Origin of the sequence: Kitasatospora sp. NPDC058170, assembly GCF_042883905.1 — a bacterium.
Classification (GTDB): domain Bacteria; phylum Actinomycetota; class Actinomycetes; order Streptomycetales; family Streptomycetaceae; genus Kitasatospora.
The window spans coordinates 72,543-89,437 of the sequence record NZ_JBHVUV010000006.1; the positions used below are offsets into that span (position 1 = coordinate 72,543).

At 74.0% G+C, this 16,895-nt stretch carries 6 protein-coding genes; 2 read left to right on the plus strand and 4 right to left on the minus strand.

Translation table 11 applies throughout. The features are described from left to right. Positions 1-202: 202 nt before the first annotated feature. Positions 203-1,396, minus strand: a complete 1,194-nt coding sequence (locus tag ACFVVX_RS09025; protein WP_387943056.1) for a glycine C-acetyltransferase — start codon at positions 1,394-1,396, stop codon at positions 203-205. Between the two features lie 25 nt (positions 1,397-1,421). After that, the gene (tdh, locus tag ACFVVX_RS09030) at positions 1,422-2,450 is read right to left on the minus strand and encodes an L-threonine 3-dehydrogenase (protein ID WP_387943058.1); all 1,029 of its coding nucleotides are present in this window, start codon (positions 2,448-2,450) and stop codon (positions 1,422-1,424) included. A gap of 256 nt (positions 2,451-2,706) precedes the next feature. On the opposite strand from tdh, the gene ACFVVX_RS09035 reads away from it, so the two are divergent. Together ACFVVX_RS09035 and ACFVVX_RS09040 are read left to right on the plus strand one after the other, a co-directional pair. Beyond that, on the plus strand, positions 2,707-6,087 hold the full coding sequence (locus ACFVVX_RS09035; protein WP_387943060.1) for an AMP-binding protein: 3,381 nt from the start codon (positions 2,707-2,709) through the stop codon (positions 6,085-6,087). Positions 6,088-6,277: 190 nt separating this feature from the next. Further along, positions 6,278-7,762: a serine hydrolase gene (locus ACFVVX_RS09040; protein ID WP_387943062.1), complete on the plus strand. Its 1,485-nt coding sequence runs from the start codon at positions 6,278-6,280 to the stop codon at positions 7,760-7,762. 74 nt (positions 7,763-7,836) lie between these two features. Here ACFVVX_RS09040 and ACFVVX_RS09045 read toward each other — a convergent pair whose 3' ends face one another. Both ACFVVX_RS09045 and ACFVVX_RS09050 read right to left on the minus strand, forming a co-directional pair. Beyond that, complete coding sequence (locus tag ACFVVX_RS09045; protein ID WP_387943064.1) at positions 7,837-11,064, minus strand: amino acid adenylation domain-containing protein; 3,228 nt, start codon at positions 11,062-11,064, stop codon at positions 7,837-7,839. Then, the gene (locus ACFVVX_RS09050) at positions 11,061-16,754 is read right to left on the minus strand and encodes an amino acid adenylation domain-containing protein (protein ID WP_387943066.1); all 5,694 of its coding nucleotides are present in this window, start codon (positions 16,752-16,754) and stop codon (positions 11,061-11,063) included. The genes ACFVVX_RS09045 and ACFVVX_RS09050 overlap by 4 nt, the downstream gene beginning before the upstream one ends. Between the last annotated feature and the right edge of the window lie 141 nt (positions 16,755-16,895).

Below are 16,895 nucleotides of genomic sequence, written 5' to 3' on the forward strand. Positions count from 1 at the left end.
GGGGGGCCGGTCCGGGGGGCGGGGGGCGGGGCCGCGGAGGGGGCAGGGGGGGGCCGGTCCCCGTGGCCGGGGGCCGGGGGGGGGGGGGGTAATGGGGGCGGGCCCCCCTCCCCACTCCCGGGCGGGAGGGTGGGGCAGATGGTCTGGGTGCCCGTGGCGCGCCCGGTTCCGAGCAGGCGCGCCACGGGCGGTCAGCGGGGGGTCACTCCCCCAGGGCGGCCCGGGCGTCGATGAAGGCCGCGACGACCCGCTCGACGTCCTCGGTGGAGTGCGCGGCGGACAGCTGCACCCGGATCCGGGCCTGGCCGTGCGGGACGACCGGGAACGAGAACCCGATCACGTACACGCCGCGCTCCAGCAGCAGCTCCGCGAGGCGGGCCGCCTTGGCCGCGTCGCCGATCATCACCGGGGCGATCGGGTGGTCGCCGGGCAGGATCTCGAAGCCGGCCTCGGTCATCCTGGAACGGAACAGCGCCGTGTTCGCGGCGAGCCGCTCGCGCAGCTCCGCCGAGCTCTCGACCAGGTCGAGCACCTTCAGCGAGGCGGCGGCGATCACCGGGGCGAGCGAGTTGGAGAACAGGTACGGGCGCGAGCGCTGGCGCAGCAGGGCGACGATCTCGCGGCGGGCCGCGACGTAGCCGCCGGACGCACCGCCGAGGGCCTTGCCGAGGGTGCCGGTGATGATGTCGACGCGGTCCAGCACGCCGTGCAGCTCCGGGGTGCCGCGACCGTTCGGGCCGACGAAGCCGACCGCGTGCGAGTCGTCGACCATGACCATGGCGTCGTAGCGCTCGGCCAGGTCGCAGATCTCGCGCAGCGGGGCGACGTAGCCGTCCATGGAGAACACGCCGTCGGTGACGATCAGGCGGCGGCGCGCGTCGGCGGTCTCCTTGAGCTGCTGCTCCAGGTCAGCCAGGTCGCGGTTGGCGTAGCGGTGGCGGCGGGCCTTGCAGAGCCGGATGCCGTCGATGATGCTCGCGTGGTTGAGGGCGTCCGAGATGACGGCGTCGCGCTCGTCGAGCAGGGTCTCGAAGACGCCGCCGTTGGCGTCGAAGCAGGAGGAGTACAGGATGGTGTCCTCCTGGCCGAGGAACGCCGAGAGGCGCTCCTCCAGCTCCTTGTGGACGTCCTGGGTGCCGCAGATGAAGCGCACCGAGGCCATGCCGTAGCCCCAGCGGTCCAGCGCGTCCTTGGCGGCGCCGATCACCTCGGGGTGGTCGGCCAGGCCGAGGTAGTTGTTGGCGCAGAAGTTCAGCACCTCGCCGGGCCGCCCGCCGCCGGTGACGGTGACGGCGGCGCTCTGCGGCGAGCCGATCACCCGCTCGGGCTTGAACAGGCCGGCCTCGCGGATCTCGTCGAGGGTGGCGGCCAGGTCGTCGCGCACGTTGTCGAACACTGGGGGCTCCTAGTCAGCCGGGAGGTCAGACGGTCCAGTCGAGGATGATCTTGCCGCAGCGGCCGCCGGCCGCCTCGTCGAACGCGGCCTCGAAGTCGGAGGCCGGGTACCGGCCGGTGATGACGGGGCTCAGGTCGAGGCCGCCCTCCAGCAGGACGGACATCGCGTACCAGGTCTCGAACATCTCGCGGCCGTAGATGCCCTTGAGGGTGATCATCGACGTGACGATCGAGGCCCAGTCGACCGGGAACTGCTCGGCGGGCAGGCCGAGCATGGCGATCTTCCCGCCGTGCGTCATGTTGGCGATCATCGACTGGAGCGCCTCGGGGCGGCCGGACATCTCCAGGCCGACGTCGAAGCCCTCGCGCAGGCCCAGCTTCTGCTGGCCCTCCTCGATGGTGTGCTCGGCGACGTTCAGGGCCAGCGAGACGCCGACCTCGCGGGCCAGGTCGAGCCGGTACGGGGAGACGTCCGTGATCATCACGTTGCGCGCGCCGGCGTGCTTGGCGACGGCGGCGGCCATGATGCCGATCGGGCCGGCGCCGGTGATCAGCACGTCCTCGCCGACCAGCGGGAAGGACAGCGCGGTGTGCACGGCGTTGCCGAACGGGTCGAAGATCGCCGCGACGTCGAGGTCGACCGGCACCCGGTGCACCCAGACGTTGGAGGCGGGCAGCGCGACGAACTCGGCGAACGCGCCGTCCCGGCCGACGCCCAGGCCGACGGTGTTGCGGCAGAGGTGGCGGCGGCCCGCCAGGCAGTTGCGGCACTTGCCGCAGACCAGGTGGCCCTCACCGCTGACCAGGTCGCCGACCGCGATGTCCGCGACGGCCGCGCCGATCTCGGCGACCTCGCCGACGAACTCGTGGCCCAGGACCAGCGGGGTCGTGATGGTCTGCTGCGCCCAGCCGTCCCACTTGCGGATGTGCAGGTCGGTGCCGCAGATACCGGTGCGCAGCACCTTGATCAGCACCTCGCCGGGGCCGATGGCAGGCTTCGGGACGTCCATCAGCCAGAGTCCGGGCTCGGCCTTCTGCTTGACGAGTGCCTTCACTGCGGCGGCTCCTGACGCATGGTGGGGCGGCCTGGTGAGGGCAGGCCGACGGGGCCCGGCGGGGCGGCTGCTGCGGCCTGCCTCGCACCGGACATGGAGCAATCTGCCTGGTGGGAGCGGGTGCGGTCCATCGAGGAATTCTTAAGGGCCGCCACAGCTGGGCTAAACGATCGTGCCCGAGCTGGGCCCGGGGGCGGTCGGCGGCGTGCCGGGGGCCACCCGTTCGGCGCAGCGGGCGGGAGTCAACAACAGTCTTGTGAAGATCCTTGACGAGGTGTGGGGAGGTGTGGCGCACCGCTTCACGGCTCCGCTACGGTCTGGACCACGTCGGCGACCCGGGCGGGCCCCGCGGTCGCGTCCACCGCCTTCGCAGGCCACCACGGGAGTCGTCATCAGCGCCCAGAGCACCCCGAGCGGCTCCCCGAGCACGCCGCGCAGCCCCCGGACCGACCCGAGCACCGCCCCGCACGGCCCGGGCCCGCTCACCCTCCCCGACCTGCTGGACCACCGGGCGGGCCTGCACCCCGACCGGGTCGCCCTGCTGGTGCCGGGCGGCGGCAGCCTCACCTACGGGCAGTGGCGCGCACGGGCCGTCCGGGCCGCGCACGCGCTGGCCGCGACCGGGGTGCGGCCGGGCGACCGGATCGCGCTGCTCTTCACCAACCGGGAGTGGGACGGGTACGCCGTGGCGTTCCTGGCCGCCCACTACGCGGGCGCGGCGGCCCTGGTGGTCCGCGAGGACCTGTCGGCGGCGGACACCGCCCGGCTGGTGGAGGCCGCCGGGGCGCGCTGGGCGATAGCCGGCGAAGCACGTGCGGCGGCGCCGGGCGCCCTCCCGCCGGGCGCCGCCTTCCCCCCGGACGCCGCCTTCACCCTGGACCGGCTGGAGGCCGACGGGCCGGCCGGGAGCGAGCCGCCGCACCGGCCGGCGCCCGGGGACCTCGCCCAGGTGATCGGCACCTCGGGCACCACCGGCACCCCCAAGGGCGTCCGCGCCGCCCACGCCAGCCTGACCGCCGGGCTGGTGCGCGACCCCCGCCCGCGCCCGTACGCGCACTCCCGCCACGCCGTGCACGCCTTCCCGATCGGGACCAACGCCGCCCAGGTGGTGCTGGTGAACGCGCTCACCGCGCAGCCCGCCACGGTCTGCCTGCCGCGCTTCGAGGCCGCGGAGTTCGGGCGGGTGGTGGAGGAGTACCGGGCGGGCACCGTCTTCCTGGTGCCGTCGATGGCCGTCGAGCTGCTGAACTCGCGGATCGCCGAGCGGCGCGACCTGACGAGCGTGCTGCTGGTGAGCTGCTCGGCGGCCGCGCTGCCGGGGGCGGTCGCGGCCGGGCTGGCGGCGGTGCTGCCCAAGGCGACCCTCGTCAACACCTACACCTCGGCCGAGTCCTCCCCCGCGCAGATCTCCGCGATCGTGGACACCCGGCGGCCCGGTTCGGTGGGCCGCCCGGCCGACCCGGGCGACCTGCGGATCCTGGACGCCGACGGCGCACCCGTCGAGCCCGGCGGCACCGGCGAGATCTGGCTGCGCCAGCCCGGTCCGGCCCGCGGGTACGTCGGCGACGAGGAGCGCGGCAGCGCGGTGTTCCGGGACGGCTGGGTGCGGATGGGCGACCTCGGGCGGCTCGACGGGGACGGCTTCCTGCACCTGGTGGACCGGGAGAGCGACCTCATCAAGTCCGGTGCGCTGAAGGTCTCCACGCTGCGGATCGAGGAGGTGCTGCACGAGCACCCGCAGGTCGCGGACGCGGCCGCGCTCGGGGTGCCGCACCCGGTCATGGGCAGCGTCCCGGTGGCGGCGGTCGTCCCTGCGGCCGACGGGCTGGACCTGGACGCGCTGCGGCTGTTCCTGAGCGCCCGGCTGGCCCGCCCGGAGCTGCCGGTGCGGATCCTGGTGACCGACACCCTGCCGCGCAACCCCAGCGGCAAGGTGGTCAAGCACGAGCTGCGGGCCCGCTTCGAGCAGGACCCGGCGCCGGCCGGCGGCGCGGGCCGCGGCACCGCGCCCGCGACCGCCGCCGAGCTGGCGCTCGCCGCCCTGTGGCGCAAGGTCCTGGGGCGGCCGGTCCAGGCGGTCGAGGACGAGTTCTTCGCGCTCGGCGGGGATTCGTTCCGGGCGGTCCAGCTGGCCGCCGCGGTCTCCGCCGAGTTTGGGGTGGCGGCCGGGACGGCACTGGTCTTCGAACGGCCCTCGCTGCGGGCGCAGGCCGCCTGGCTCGCGGAGGCCGAAGCCGGCGGGCCGGACGCGCCGGTGGCCGAAGCCGGCGGGCCGGACGCGCCGGTGGCCGGGCCGGCCGAGGTGTCGCCCTTCCTCCGGGCACTGCGGGCACAGCCGCACGAGCTGCCGCTCACCTCCCAGCAGGAGAACTTCCTGCGCTGGACGGCCGAGGCCCCGGGCCGCAACATCGGCTCGGTGGTCGCGGTGTTCCGGGTCACCGAGGAACTGCGCACGGACGTGCTGAGCCGCGCGCTGCTGGAGGCGGTACGGCGCAGTCCCGCGCTGCGCACCCGCTTCGTACCGGTGGACGGCACCGAGCCGGGCGTGGTCCGCACGGTCCTGGACGAGCAGCCGCGGGCCGACGTGCTGCTGGTGGACGCGCCCGGGGAGGACGACGAGCGGGTGTCGGCCCGGCTGATCGCCGAGCGGGACCGGCTGACCGATCTGGCCCGCGATCCGATGACCAGGCTGATGGTGGTGAGCCGGGGCCCGGCGGAGCACGTCGTGCTGCTGGCGGTGCACCACATCGTCGCCGACGGGTGGTCGGTCGGCGTGCTGCTGCGGGAGCTGGGGGTGCTCTACTCGGCGCTGCGGCGCGGGCGCCCGGCTCCGGCGCCCCGGCCGGGCCCGGCGTACCGGGAGCTGGTCGAGTGGTCGAACGGGCACTGGACGGCCTCGCGGGCGCACTTCGCCCGGGCGCTGGCGGGCGCGCCGGAGGCGGTCGACCCGTTCCCGGGGCGGCGCGAGGTGGAGACGGTGCTCAGCGACGCGCACCGGTTCACGGTGCCCGCCGAGCGGGCGGAGGCGCTGCGGGCGCGGGCGGCCGAGCTGGGCGCGACGCCGTTCCTGGCGGTGGCGGCGGTGTGGACCGGGCTGCTGGCGGCGCACAGCGGGCAGTCGGACCTGGTGCTGATGACGCCCGTCCCGGGGCGAACCAGGCCGGAGGCCGAGCGGGCGGTGGGCTGCTTCGTCCAGTCGCTGCTGGTGCGGGTGGACGCGGGCGGCTCGCCCGGGTTCGCCGAGCTGCTGGACCGGGTGCGGGCCGCGTCGACCGCCGCGCTGGACCACCAGCTGTACCCGTTCGCCGAGTTCAGTCCGCGGGCGCCGTTCGCGGCCTGGCTGCGGTACGAGAGCTGGAGCGCCCCCGCGCAGCTGCCCGGGGTGGCCTGCGAGGAGTGGGAGCTGCCGCGCAACACCACGGTGCCCTGGCCGATGCCGGGCGGGGACCGGCACGTGCCGGAGCTGATGGCCGCCGAGCAGCCGGACGGGAGCCTGCGCTGCTGGCTGCGGTACAACGGGCACGCCTTCACGCCGGAGGCGGTCGCGGGGCTGGCAGCGCGGTTCACGGCGGCGCTGGACGCGGTGGCGGGGAGCGCGGTGGCGGGGAGCGTCACGGGGGTCCCGGCCTCGGGCTGACGGTGCGCGGGCTGACGGGTGCTTCGGCCTGACGGGTGCGCCGGGCCGACGGGCTGGCAGGTGCGGCGGGTGGGCCCGTTCGGGCCAGCGGGGAGGCGGGCGGAGCGGGGCGGACATACGTTGGCGATCGCTCCCCCACGGCCTCGTGGAGCGCCGCTCCGGGCCGTCCGGTCCAGAGAGGCGCCTCGGCATGACGCTCGATGTAACGAAGAAACGAGGGCCGTGGTCCGCCTCGCGGCCCGCCGGCACCCCGTCCGGCGCCGCTTCCCCGGCCGCCGTTTCGCCCCCGGCCACCGCCGCCCGATCCGCCCGGCGGGTGGCGGCGGCGGGGCTGGCCCTGGCCGGTCTGCTGGCCGCCGCCGGGTGCTCCGGCTCGCAGACCGCCGACGCACCGGCGGCCGGTGCGGTGACGGCCGTCCCGGTGGCGGTCAGCCCCTCGTTGCCGGTCAGCCCCTCATTGCCGGTGAGCCCGTCGTTGTCGCCGTCCCTCGGTGCGAGCGGCTTGCCCTCCGTCGGCGTCAGCGGCACCCCGAGCCCCGGTGCGAGCGGCTCCGTCGTGCCGCTCACCCCCGACGTGGTGGCCCGGCTGGACGCCGCGATCGAGCGGGTGCGCACCCAGGCCGGCGTCCCTGGCGTCATCGTCGGCCTGACCACGCCGGGCGGCAGCTACCAGAAGGCGTTCGGGGTCGCCGACAAGGTGGCGGGCACCCCGATGTCGACCGGGCTGAACATGCGGATCGGCAGCGAGACCAAGACCTTCACCGTCACCGGCCTGCTACGGCTGGTGGACCAGGGCAGGCTCGGGCTCGACGACCCCGTCTCGAAGTACGTCACGGACGTGCCGAACGGTGACAACATCACCCTGCGGCAGCTGGCCGACATGCGCAGCGGACTGTTCCCGTACACCTCGGACCAGGGCTTCGTGCAGACGTTCCTGGCCAACCCGCAGCAGGTGTTCACCCCGCGGCAGCTGCTCGGCTACGGCTTCAAGCACCCCGCGAACTTCGCGCCGGGGGCGGCGTTCGAGTACTCCAACACCAACACCGTGCTGCTCGGGGTGGTGATCGAGAAGGTCGGCGGCCAGCCGCTCGACGTCTTCCTGAAGCAGCAGGTGATGGACCCGGCGGGGCTCGGGCGGACGGTCTTCCCCACCGACGCCGCCTTCCCCGAGCCGCACGCCCGCGGCTACACCGACCAGACGCCCGACGGGACCGTCACGGACGCGACGGACTGGAACCCGTCCTGGGCGTGGGCGGCCGGGGCGATGATCTCCGACCTGCCCGATCTGCAGACCTGGGCCAAGGTGGTGGCGACCGGCACGCTGCTGAAGCCCGCCACCCAGGCCCAGCGGCTGGCCGCGCCGTCGACCGGGGTGCCCGGCACGGCCTACGGGCTGGGGATCTTCGAGGACCACGGGTGGATCGGGCACAACGGCTCGCTGCCCGGCTACCAGAGCCTGGTGCTGTACCTGCCGGCCTCGCAGGCCTCGCTGGTGGTGCTGCTGAACACGGACATCTCGTCCGCGGGGCAGGCGCCGTCGACGCTGTTCGGGCAGGCGATCACCGAGATCGTCTCGCCGCAGAACGTGTTCACCCTGCCGGCGGAGGAGGACTCCAGCGGGTCGCCCTCGGCCTCCGCCTCGGGGTCGGCCTCGGGAGCCGGGTCGTCGGCCTGATCCGGCGTGCCCGTCTGCGGCCCGGCCTCCCGAGGGGCCGGGCCGCAGGTGTGCAGGGCCGCAGGTGTGCAGGGTCAGTCGGCCAGTCGCCCGGCCGCCTCGTCCTCGGTGAGGGCGTCGATCTCGGCGATCAGCAGGGCCTCGATCCTGGCGGCCAGCGCGGCCGGGGTGGGGCGCTCGAAGACGTCGCGGATCGGCACGTCGAGCCCCACCCCCGCCCTGATCCGGGCGGCCACCCTGGTGACCAGCAGCGAGTCGCCGCCGAGCTCGAAGAAGTCGTCCAGCACGCCGACCCGGGGCACGCCCAGCACCTCCTGCCAGAGCTCGGTGACCAGCTGCTCGGCGTCGGTGCGCGGTGCCAGGTACTCCCGGCCGCCGTCGGCGGCCGCGTCGGGAGCGGGCAGGGCGGCGGTGTCGAGCTTGCCGTTGGCGGTCAGCGGCAGGGCGGCGAGCAGGACGACGGCGTCCGGGACCATGTAGGCGGGCAGCCGCAGGGCCAGGTGCTCGCGCAGCTCGGCCGGCTTCGGCTCGGCCCCCGGCTGCGGCACGGCGTACCCGAGCAGCCGCCGCCCGTCGCGGAGCACCACGGCGGCGCCGGCCACGTCGGGGTGGGCGGCCAGTGCGGTCTCGATCTCGGCGGGCTCGATCCGGTAGCCGCGGAGCTTCAGCTGCTCGTCGGCGCGGCCGAGGTACTCCAGCTGTCCGTCGGAGCGCCAGCGGACCCGGTCCCCGGTGCGGTACATCCGGCCCCCGGCGTACCGGTCCGACGGGAACGCCTCCGCGGTCAGGTCGGGCCGGGCCAGGTAGCCGCGGGCGAGGCCGACGCCGCCGACGGACAACTCGCCCTCGGCGCCGGCCGGGAGCAGGCCGCCGTGCTCGTCCAGGACGTACAGCCGCACCCCGGGCAGCGGGCGGCCGAGCGGGGGGCGGCGCCGGGTGTCGGCCTCGCCGAGCTCGGCGGCGGTGACGATGACGGTGGCCTCGGTCGGACCGTAGGTGTTGACCAGCCGGACGGTGTCGCCGTGCCGGTGCCGCCACCCGGCGACGGTGTCGGCCCGGGCCTCGGAGCCGCCGAGGACGACCAGCCGCAGCGCCGCCGGCCAGGGGGTCTGGTCGCCGAGCGAGACCAGCTCCTGCCAGTAGGCGGTGGGCAGGTCGAGCACGGTGACTCCGGCGCCGGGCGGCGTGCGGAGGAGGTCCGGCAGGGTCCGGCCGCCGCCGGGCAGCAGGACGACACAGGCACCGGAGGACAGCGCGGGCCAGAGCTCCTCGGCGTGGGTGTCGAAGCCGATCGAGGCGAACTGGACGATCCGGTCGGCGGGTTGGAGCGCGTAGCCGGCGGGCCCGGCCATCCAGTCGACCCGGGCGGCGAGGGCGGCGTGCTCGACGGCGACGCCCTTCGGGGTGCCGGTGGAGCCGGAGGTGTAGAGGACGTAGGCGAGGCCGGCGGGGTCGCTCCCGGGCAGGGGTGCGACGGGGGCCGCGGGGGCTCCGGTCGGGTCGACGGGTGGCGTGCTCGGGTCGGCGGACGCCGCAGCCGGGTCGGCGGGTACGGGCAGCGTCGGGACGCCGAGGTCGGCGCCGGTCCCGGCGGTGAGCAGGAGGGCGGCTCCGGCCTCCTGCAGCATCAGCCGCTGGCGGTCCTCCGGGTGGGCCGGGTCGAGCGGCAGGTACCCGGCGCCGGCCTTCCAGATCGCCAGCAGGGCCGTGACCAGCTCGAAGGACGGCGCGATCCGCACCGCCACCGCCCGCCCCGCGACCGGGCCGAGCGCCGCGGCCAGCAGCGAGGAACGGCGGTCCAGTTCGGCGTAGGAGAGATGCCGGCCGTCACACTCCAGGGCGGGGGCGGCGGGCTGCGCGGCAACCTGCTCGGCGAAGCGCTCCAGCACCGGGCGGACGGTGTCCGCGGCCGCCGGGCCGGCGCCGAGCGCGAGCAGCTCGGCGCGCTCGTCCGCGTCGATCAACCAGTCCGCCTGCAGCGGGAGTTCAGGGTCGTCGACGATCCGGGCCAGCAGGGTGCGGCAGCGTCGGCCGAGCGCCTCCACGGTGGAGCGCTCGAAGACCTCGCGGTCGAAGCAGAAGGACAGCGTCATCCCGCCCTCGGCGGTGCGCCAACTGTCCAGCAGCAGATCGGTCTTGGCCTGCTCGAAGCCGGAGTCCATGCTCGCGGTCCGGACGCCGGCGGGCAGGGCCGGCTCGCCGCTGCCGTCGGCCAGGTCGTACTGGCTCTGGTGGACGAAGACGGCCTGGTAGAGCGGACCGGCGCCGGCCTCGGCGGGCAGGCCGAGGTGGGCGGCCAGCCGCTCCACGGGGACGTCCTGGTGGCCGAGCGCCGCCAGCGTCGCGGAGCGGACCCGGCGCAGGACGGTCCGGTAGTCCGGCTCCCCGGTGAGGTCGGCGCGGATGACACCCGTCTTGCTGAAGTAGCCGAGGAGCGGCTCGTGCGCGGTCTCGTTGCGACCGGCCAGCGGGGTGCCGACGACGAAGTCGTGGCTGCCGGTCCAGCGGGCGAGCACACACTGGTAGGCGGCGAGCAGGACCATGAAGGGCGTGCAGCGCTGTTCGCGGGCCAGCCGGTCGACGTCGGCGGTGAGGGCGGGGTCGAGGGTGACGGTCACGAAGCCCGCCGGGTGGGCCGGGTCCGCAGGCCGGGGGTGGTCGAGCGGCAGCCGAAGGGTGCCCGTCCCGGCCAGCCGCTCGGCCCAGTAGCGGAACGCCTCCTCGGCACCCCCGGCGGCCGCTCGCGCCTGTTCGGCGCGGGCGAAGTCGCCGTACTGGAGGGCGAGTTCCGGGAGGTCTGCGGCGGCCTCGCCGAGCTCGTCGCGGTAGAGGGCGAGCAGTTCGCGCCACATGGTCCGGAAGGACCAGCCGTCGGAGACGATGTGGTGCAGCACGACGCAGAGGGCGTGCTCGTCCTCGCCCGAGCTGATCAGGGCGGCGCGCAGGGGCGGGGCCGCGGCGAGGTCGAAGGGGGCGTTCACGAAGGGCCGGCAGGCCTCGGTGAACCCCTCCTCGGTTGCCCCTGGCGGGAGTTCGATCCGCACCAGGTCGATCTCCCGGGCGGGCTCGACCAGTTGGACGGGCTCCTCGCCTTCGAGGGCGAACCGGGTACGGAGGATCTCGTGCCGCTCGGTGAGCCTGCGGAGGGCGCCGCGGAGAGCCTGCGGGTCGATCGGGCCGGTCCAGCGGCGGTTGAGGTACATGGTGAACCCGGCGTCGTCCGGGTGGAGTTGCTGGAGGAACCAGAGCCGTCGCTGGTCCACCGTGAGCGGGTGACTGCGGACGGCGTCGGGGCTGTTCACGGTGCGACCTCGATCTTGACGGGCTTGGCGGACTCGGCGGGTTCGGCGGTCTCGGCGGACGCGGCGGACGCGGCCGGCTTGGCGGACTTGGCGCGGGCCTGAAGGGCTTCCAGGCCGATCAGGTCGTCGGACTCGGCGTCCGGGACGTCCCGGTCGAAGTGCGCAAGGGCGGGGATGCAGAGGCAGATCAGGGCGAGTACGGCCATGGCCAGGCCGAACAGCAGGTAGAGCAGGCCGATGCCGCGTCCGTCGCCGGTGCCGATGAGCCGGCCGACGGTGTCGGCGAGGGCGCCGTCCCCGTCCATCAGGGGCTGGAGCAGCTTCGGTCCGAAGGGGGCGACGACGGCGAAGCCGATCGGCAGGGTGGACCAGGCGACCATGGTGTTCACGGCGATCACCCGGCCGTGGAAGCGCAGCGGCACCTTGGTCTGGATGATCGTGGCGTACACGCCGTTCACCAGCGCCAGCCCGTACGTCATGCCGAACGCGCCCAGCGCGACCACCACGATGGACGGCCGCAGGCCGGTGACCAGGCAGGCGGCGGCGAGGACGAGCGTGGAGAGCAGCACACCGCGCAGCCGCAGGTGCCGGGGCCCGCCCCAGACCAGCAGCGTGATCCCGCCGAGGACGGCGCCCAGACCGGCCGCCGTGGAGACCCAGCCGGCGGCCGACAGCGGGGCGAAGGACAGCACCAGCGGGGTGGTGAGCAGGAACAGCGGGGAGAGGAAGATGTTCAGCACCGCGAAGAAGAACAGCATCGCCCGGAAGTGCCGGCTGCCGAGAGCACGATGGAAGCCCGCGCGGATCTCGGTCGCCACGCTCTCCCGGCGGCTGAAGGCCATCACGTCGGGGAACCGGACGGCGAGAGTGATGCCGGTGGCGATGACGTAGCTGATGACGTCGAGCGTGAGGATACCGCCGAGGCCGATCGCGGAGAGCAGGCCGACGGCGAACAGCGGGACGAGGAACTGGGCGAAGCCGAAGGCCATCTGGACCACGCCGTTGGCGCGCCCGAGGTAGCGCTTGGGCACCAGCTGCGGCACCGCCGAACCCCAGGCGAGACGTTGGAAGGTCAACGCGGTGGAGAGCACCCCGATGAGGACGTAGGCGTGCCATACCTCCAACGACCCGGTGAGGTAGAGCACGAGCATCACGGCCTGCGTGGCGCCGGCCGCGATGTCGCCGTAGAGCATGATCCGGCGCCGGTCGTTGCGGTCGACCAGTGCACCCGCGATCGGTGCGGAGAGGATGCCGGGGACCAGTCCGCAGGCGGCGAGCAGGCCGAACTGCACGAGGGAGCCGGTCTTGAGGTAGATCCAGATCGGGAGGGCGAACTCGGTGAGTGCGGAGCCGATCATCGACACCTGCTGCCCGGAGGCGACGGTGAGGAAGCGGCCCATCGTCGGGCGGACCTCGGCGGGCCTGGCCGTCCGCCCGGTCGCGGCGGGCCTGGCCGTCCGGGAGGGCTCGACGGTCCCGGGTGCGCGGTCGGGGCCGTCGGCTTCGTGGGGTTCGTGGCCGGGTTCGTGGTCGGGATCGTCGGGTTGGTGGTTGCGGGAGACGTCCTCCAGCCACCAGGTGGAGTCCTCACCACGGTGGTGGACCGACTCCGTCCCCGCCGCGATCGAGCGGTGGACACCCGTCACGATGTCCGCCAACTCCTGCGCCCGGTACTTCAGATAGAAATGCCCCGCCTCGTCCAGCACCACCACCGCCGCCGTCCCGGTGATCCGATGCCACTCACGAAACCGCTCCTGGTAGAACTGCGTCGCCGGATCCCGCTCCCCGCACACCGCGATCACCGGCGCCGCGATCGTCCCGCCCTCACTCGCGAACAACCCCGTGAAGTACCGCTCCGCCTCCTTCGTCCCCACCCGCCGGTTGCGCACGATCAACCGCAGCTGCTCCGCCTCCACCTCATCGGTGTCCAGACCGGCTGCCGCGAGCGCGTTGATCATCCCCTGGTCGCTGCGCCACCGGTCCGCCAGCTCCGCGAACCACTCGCCCACTGCCGCGCCGCGCCCCTGCGGACGCGCGAAGGGGAAGATCCCGCCCAGGTGGACCGCCTCCACCTCCCGCCCCGCCGCCTCCACCAGCCGCGCGATCTCCACCGCCAGCCGCACCCCCACCCCGCAGTGCCCGTACAGCACCAACCGCCCCGGCACACCCTCCACGATCTCCCGCGCACACAGGACCGCGACCTCCTCGATCCCCATCGCCTCCTCGCCCAGCTCGTGCCCCGGCACCGCGATCGAGTGCAGCTCCCAGTCATCCGGCATCGCATCCGCCAGCGGCTTGTAGATCAGCGCACTGCCCCCGCCGTACGGCGCACACACCACACTCGCCGTCGTACGCGTACGCGGCGGCGTCAACCGGTGCAGCAGCCGGCGCGGACCGCGATCCACCCCCGGATCACTCACCAGCACCGCCAGCGCCCGCACCGTCGGATACCGGAACAGGTCCATCACCCCCACCGGCACCGCCAACTCCGGGAACGCCCGCCGCAGCCGCGCCACCACCTGCGTCGCCAGCAGCGAATGACCACCCAGCTCGAAGAAGTCGTCCAACGCCCCCACCCGCGGCAGATCCAGCAGATCCGCCCACATCCCCGCGATCAACACCTCCGCCTCGCCCTGCGGCTCGACATACCCGCCCACCACCGCACTCTCCGGCTCCGGCAGCGCCCTGCGGTCGACCTTGCCGTGCGCCTGCAGCGGAAAACGCTCCAGCACCACATACCGCGCCGGCACCATGTAATCCGGCAACACCTCCAGCAGAGCCGTGCGCAGTTCGGCCGCCGTGGGCGCACGCTCGGGCTCGGGGTGCTCCAGATACGCCACGAGGGTCTGCTTCACCCCCTCACCGCGCGCCAGGACCACCGCCTGCACCACCCCTGGCAGCCCCGCCAGGACCGCCTCGATCTCCCCCGGCTCCACCCGGTAACCGCGCACCTTGACCTGGTCGTCCGCCCGGCCCAGGTACTCCAGCACCCCGCCCGCACGCCACCGCGCCACATCCCCCGTCCGGTACAACCGCTCCCCCGGCCCACCGAACGGATCCCGAACGAACCGCTCCGCCGTCAGATCCGCCCGCCCCAGATACCCCCGCGCCAACCGCTCCCCGCCCACATACAGCTCACCCGCCACACCCGGCGCCACCGGCTCCATCGCACCGTCCAGCACATAGCACCGCGCCCCCGCCAACGGCGAACCGATCGGCGTACTCCCCGACCCGACCCCCGCACCCGCACCCGTGTCCCCCGCGTCCGTGTCCGCGTCGGTCGCGAGCACCTCGAACACGCTCACACCCACCGTCGCCTCGGTCGGCCCGTAGTGGTTGAACACCCGGCACCCGCCCACCGACGCCAACTCCCGCGCCCACCCCCACGACGACGCCTCGCCCCCCAGCACCAGCGCCCGCCGCGGCAGCAACCGCTCCACCGCCACATCCGCCGACAACGCCGCCAGATGCGACGGCGTCATCTTCAGATAGTCGATCCCCGCCCGCTCCAACTCCCCCGCCAGCTCCACCCCCGCAATCCGACGCGGCAGCAGATGCACCCGCCCACCCGTCGTCAACGCCAGATACAGCATCGTGATACTGAAATCGAACGACAACGACTGCAGCAACCCGAACGACGCCCCCGGCGCCACCTCCAGCCGCTCCCCCACACCCGCCAGGTAGTTCACCACCTCACGATGCTGGACAGCCACCCCCTTCGGCACCCCCGTCGAACCCGACGTATAGATCACATACGCCAGATCCCCCGGCCCCGACACCTCCTCCAGCGGCCCCTCGTCCACCACCACCGCCGGCCCGTCGACCAGCAGCACCTCCCCCTCGAAACCCCCGAACAACGGACGCAACACCGCATCCGTCACCAAAACCCGCACCCCCGCATCCGCCACCAACCGACCCAACCGCACCGCCGGCTGCTCCGGATCCAACGGCAGATACGCACCCCCCGCCTTCAACACCCCCACCAACGACACCGCCAACTCCGGCGACTGCTCCAGACACACCGCCACCCGGTCATCACGCCCCACCCCCAGCGCCCGCAACCGCCGCGCCAGACCGTTCGCCCGACCCTCCAACTCCCCGTACGACACCACCCGATCACCGAACACCAACGCCGCCGCACCCGGCGAACCAGCCGCCGCCCGCGCCAACAACCCCGTCAACGTCCCCCCACCAGCCGGCAACGCCCCACCGACCGCCCACTCCTCCAACACCGCCACCCGCTCCGCCCCCGTCACCACCGGCAACCGCGACACCACCACCGAAGGATCTGCGACGGCAGCGGCGACCAGCAGCTCGAAGCGCTCGACGAGGCGCTCGACGGTGCCGCCGTCGAAGAGGTCGGTCCGGTAGGTGAGCAGCCCGTACAGTCCGCCGTCCTTCTTCTCCCGCATGTAGAGGGCGAGATCGGCGTGGGTGGTGGTGGCCTCGTAGCCGAAGCCCTCGGAGTCCAGCGCGGTCGCGACCGGGCCGGTGGCCGCCTTGTCGCCGTAGTTCTGGAACGCGAAGGTCACCTGGAACACCGCCGAACGGCTGACGTCCCGCTCCACCTCCAGATCCGCCACGACCTGCTCGAACGGCACCTCCTGATGCGCGAACGCGTCCAGCGTCGACTCCCGCACCCGGCTCAGCAACTGCCCGAAGGTCGGATCCCCCTCCAACCGCGCCCGGATCGGCAGCATGTTCACGAACGCACCGACCACACCCTCCAGTTCACGGTGCAGCCGGCCGGCCACGGCGGAGCCGATCGCGAAGTCCCGCTGGCCGGCGTGCCTGCCGAGCAGCACCTGCAGCGCCGTCATCAGCACCATGTACGTGGACGCTCCGGAGCGTCGCGCCAACTCGGCTATGTTCTCCGCGAGTTCGCTGCTCCAGTGGAACTCGGTCGCGGCGCCGTCGAAGGTGAGCAGCGGCGGGCGGGGGCGGTCGGTGGGCAGGTCGAGGGCGGGGACGGCGTCGAGTTCGGCACGCCAGTAGTCGCGGGAGGCAGCGAGCGCGCCGCCGTCCAGGCGGGTCCGCTGCCAGGCCGCGTAGTCACCGAACTGCACTTCCAGCACCGGGAGTTGCGCCGGAGTACCGTGGGCGTGCTGGGCGTAGAGCGCGTCCAGTTCGCGGTTGACGATGTCGATGGACCAGCCGTCGCAGATGATGTGGTGCATCACCAGCGCCAGGACGTGGTCCTCCTCCCCGACCCGCACCAGAAGCGCCCGCAGCAACGGACCCGCACCCAGGTCGAACGGCTCCCCGACCAGCGCACCGATCTCCCGCGCCGCACACCCCTGCGGATCCGCCTCACCCGCCACATCCACGAACCGCGCCGCGAACGGCCCCGGCTCCGCGACCACCACCCGCGCCACCCCGTCCTCCGAGGTCGGGAACACCATCCGCAGACCCTCGTGCCGCGCCACCAGATCCGCCAGCGCCCCATCCAGCGCCACCCGGTCCAACGGCCCCCGCAACCTCCGCGCCGGCGCCAGCGCATACGCCGAACCACCCGGCGCGAACTGCTCCATGAACCACAACCGCTCCTGCCCGCTCGACAACGGCGGCACCACACCCGCCCCCCGCGGCTCCACCACCCGCACCGGCGCAGCAGCACCACGCAGCCGTCGGGCGAGCAGGGCGCGCTTGGTCTCGGACCAGTCGGCGGGCAGGTCCTGGGTATCGGTCATCGAAGTCCTGTTCGAGCGCACGGGAAAGCGATCCGTGGGGGGAGGCGGGCGAAACGTACGGTGGGCGAGCGGTGGGGCGGGTGTGGTCACCGGCTGGTCGGGTGACCGGCTGGTCGGGTGACCGGCTGGTCGGGTGACCGC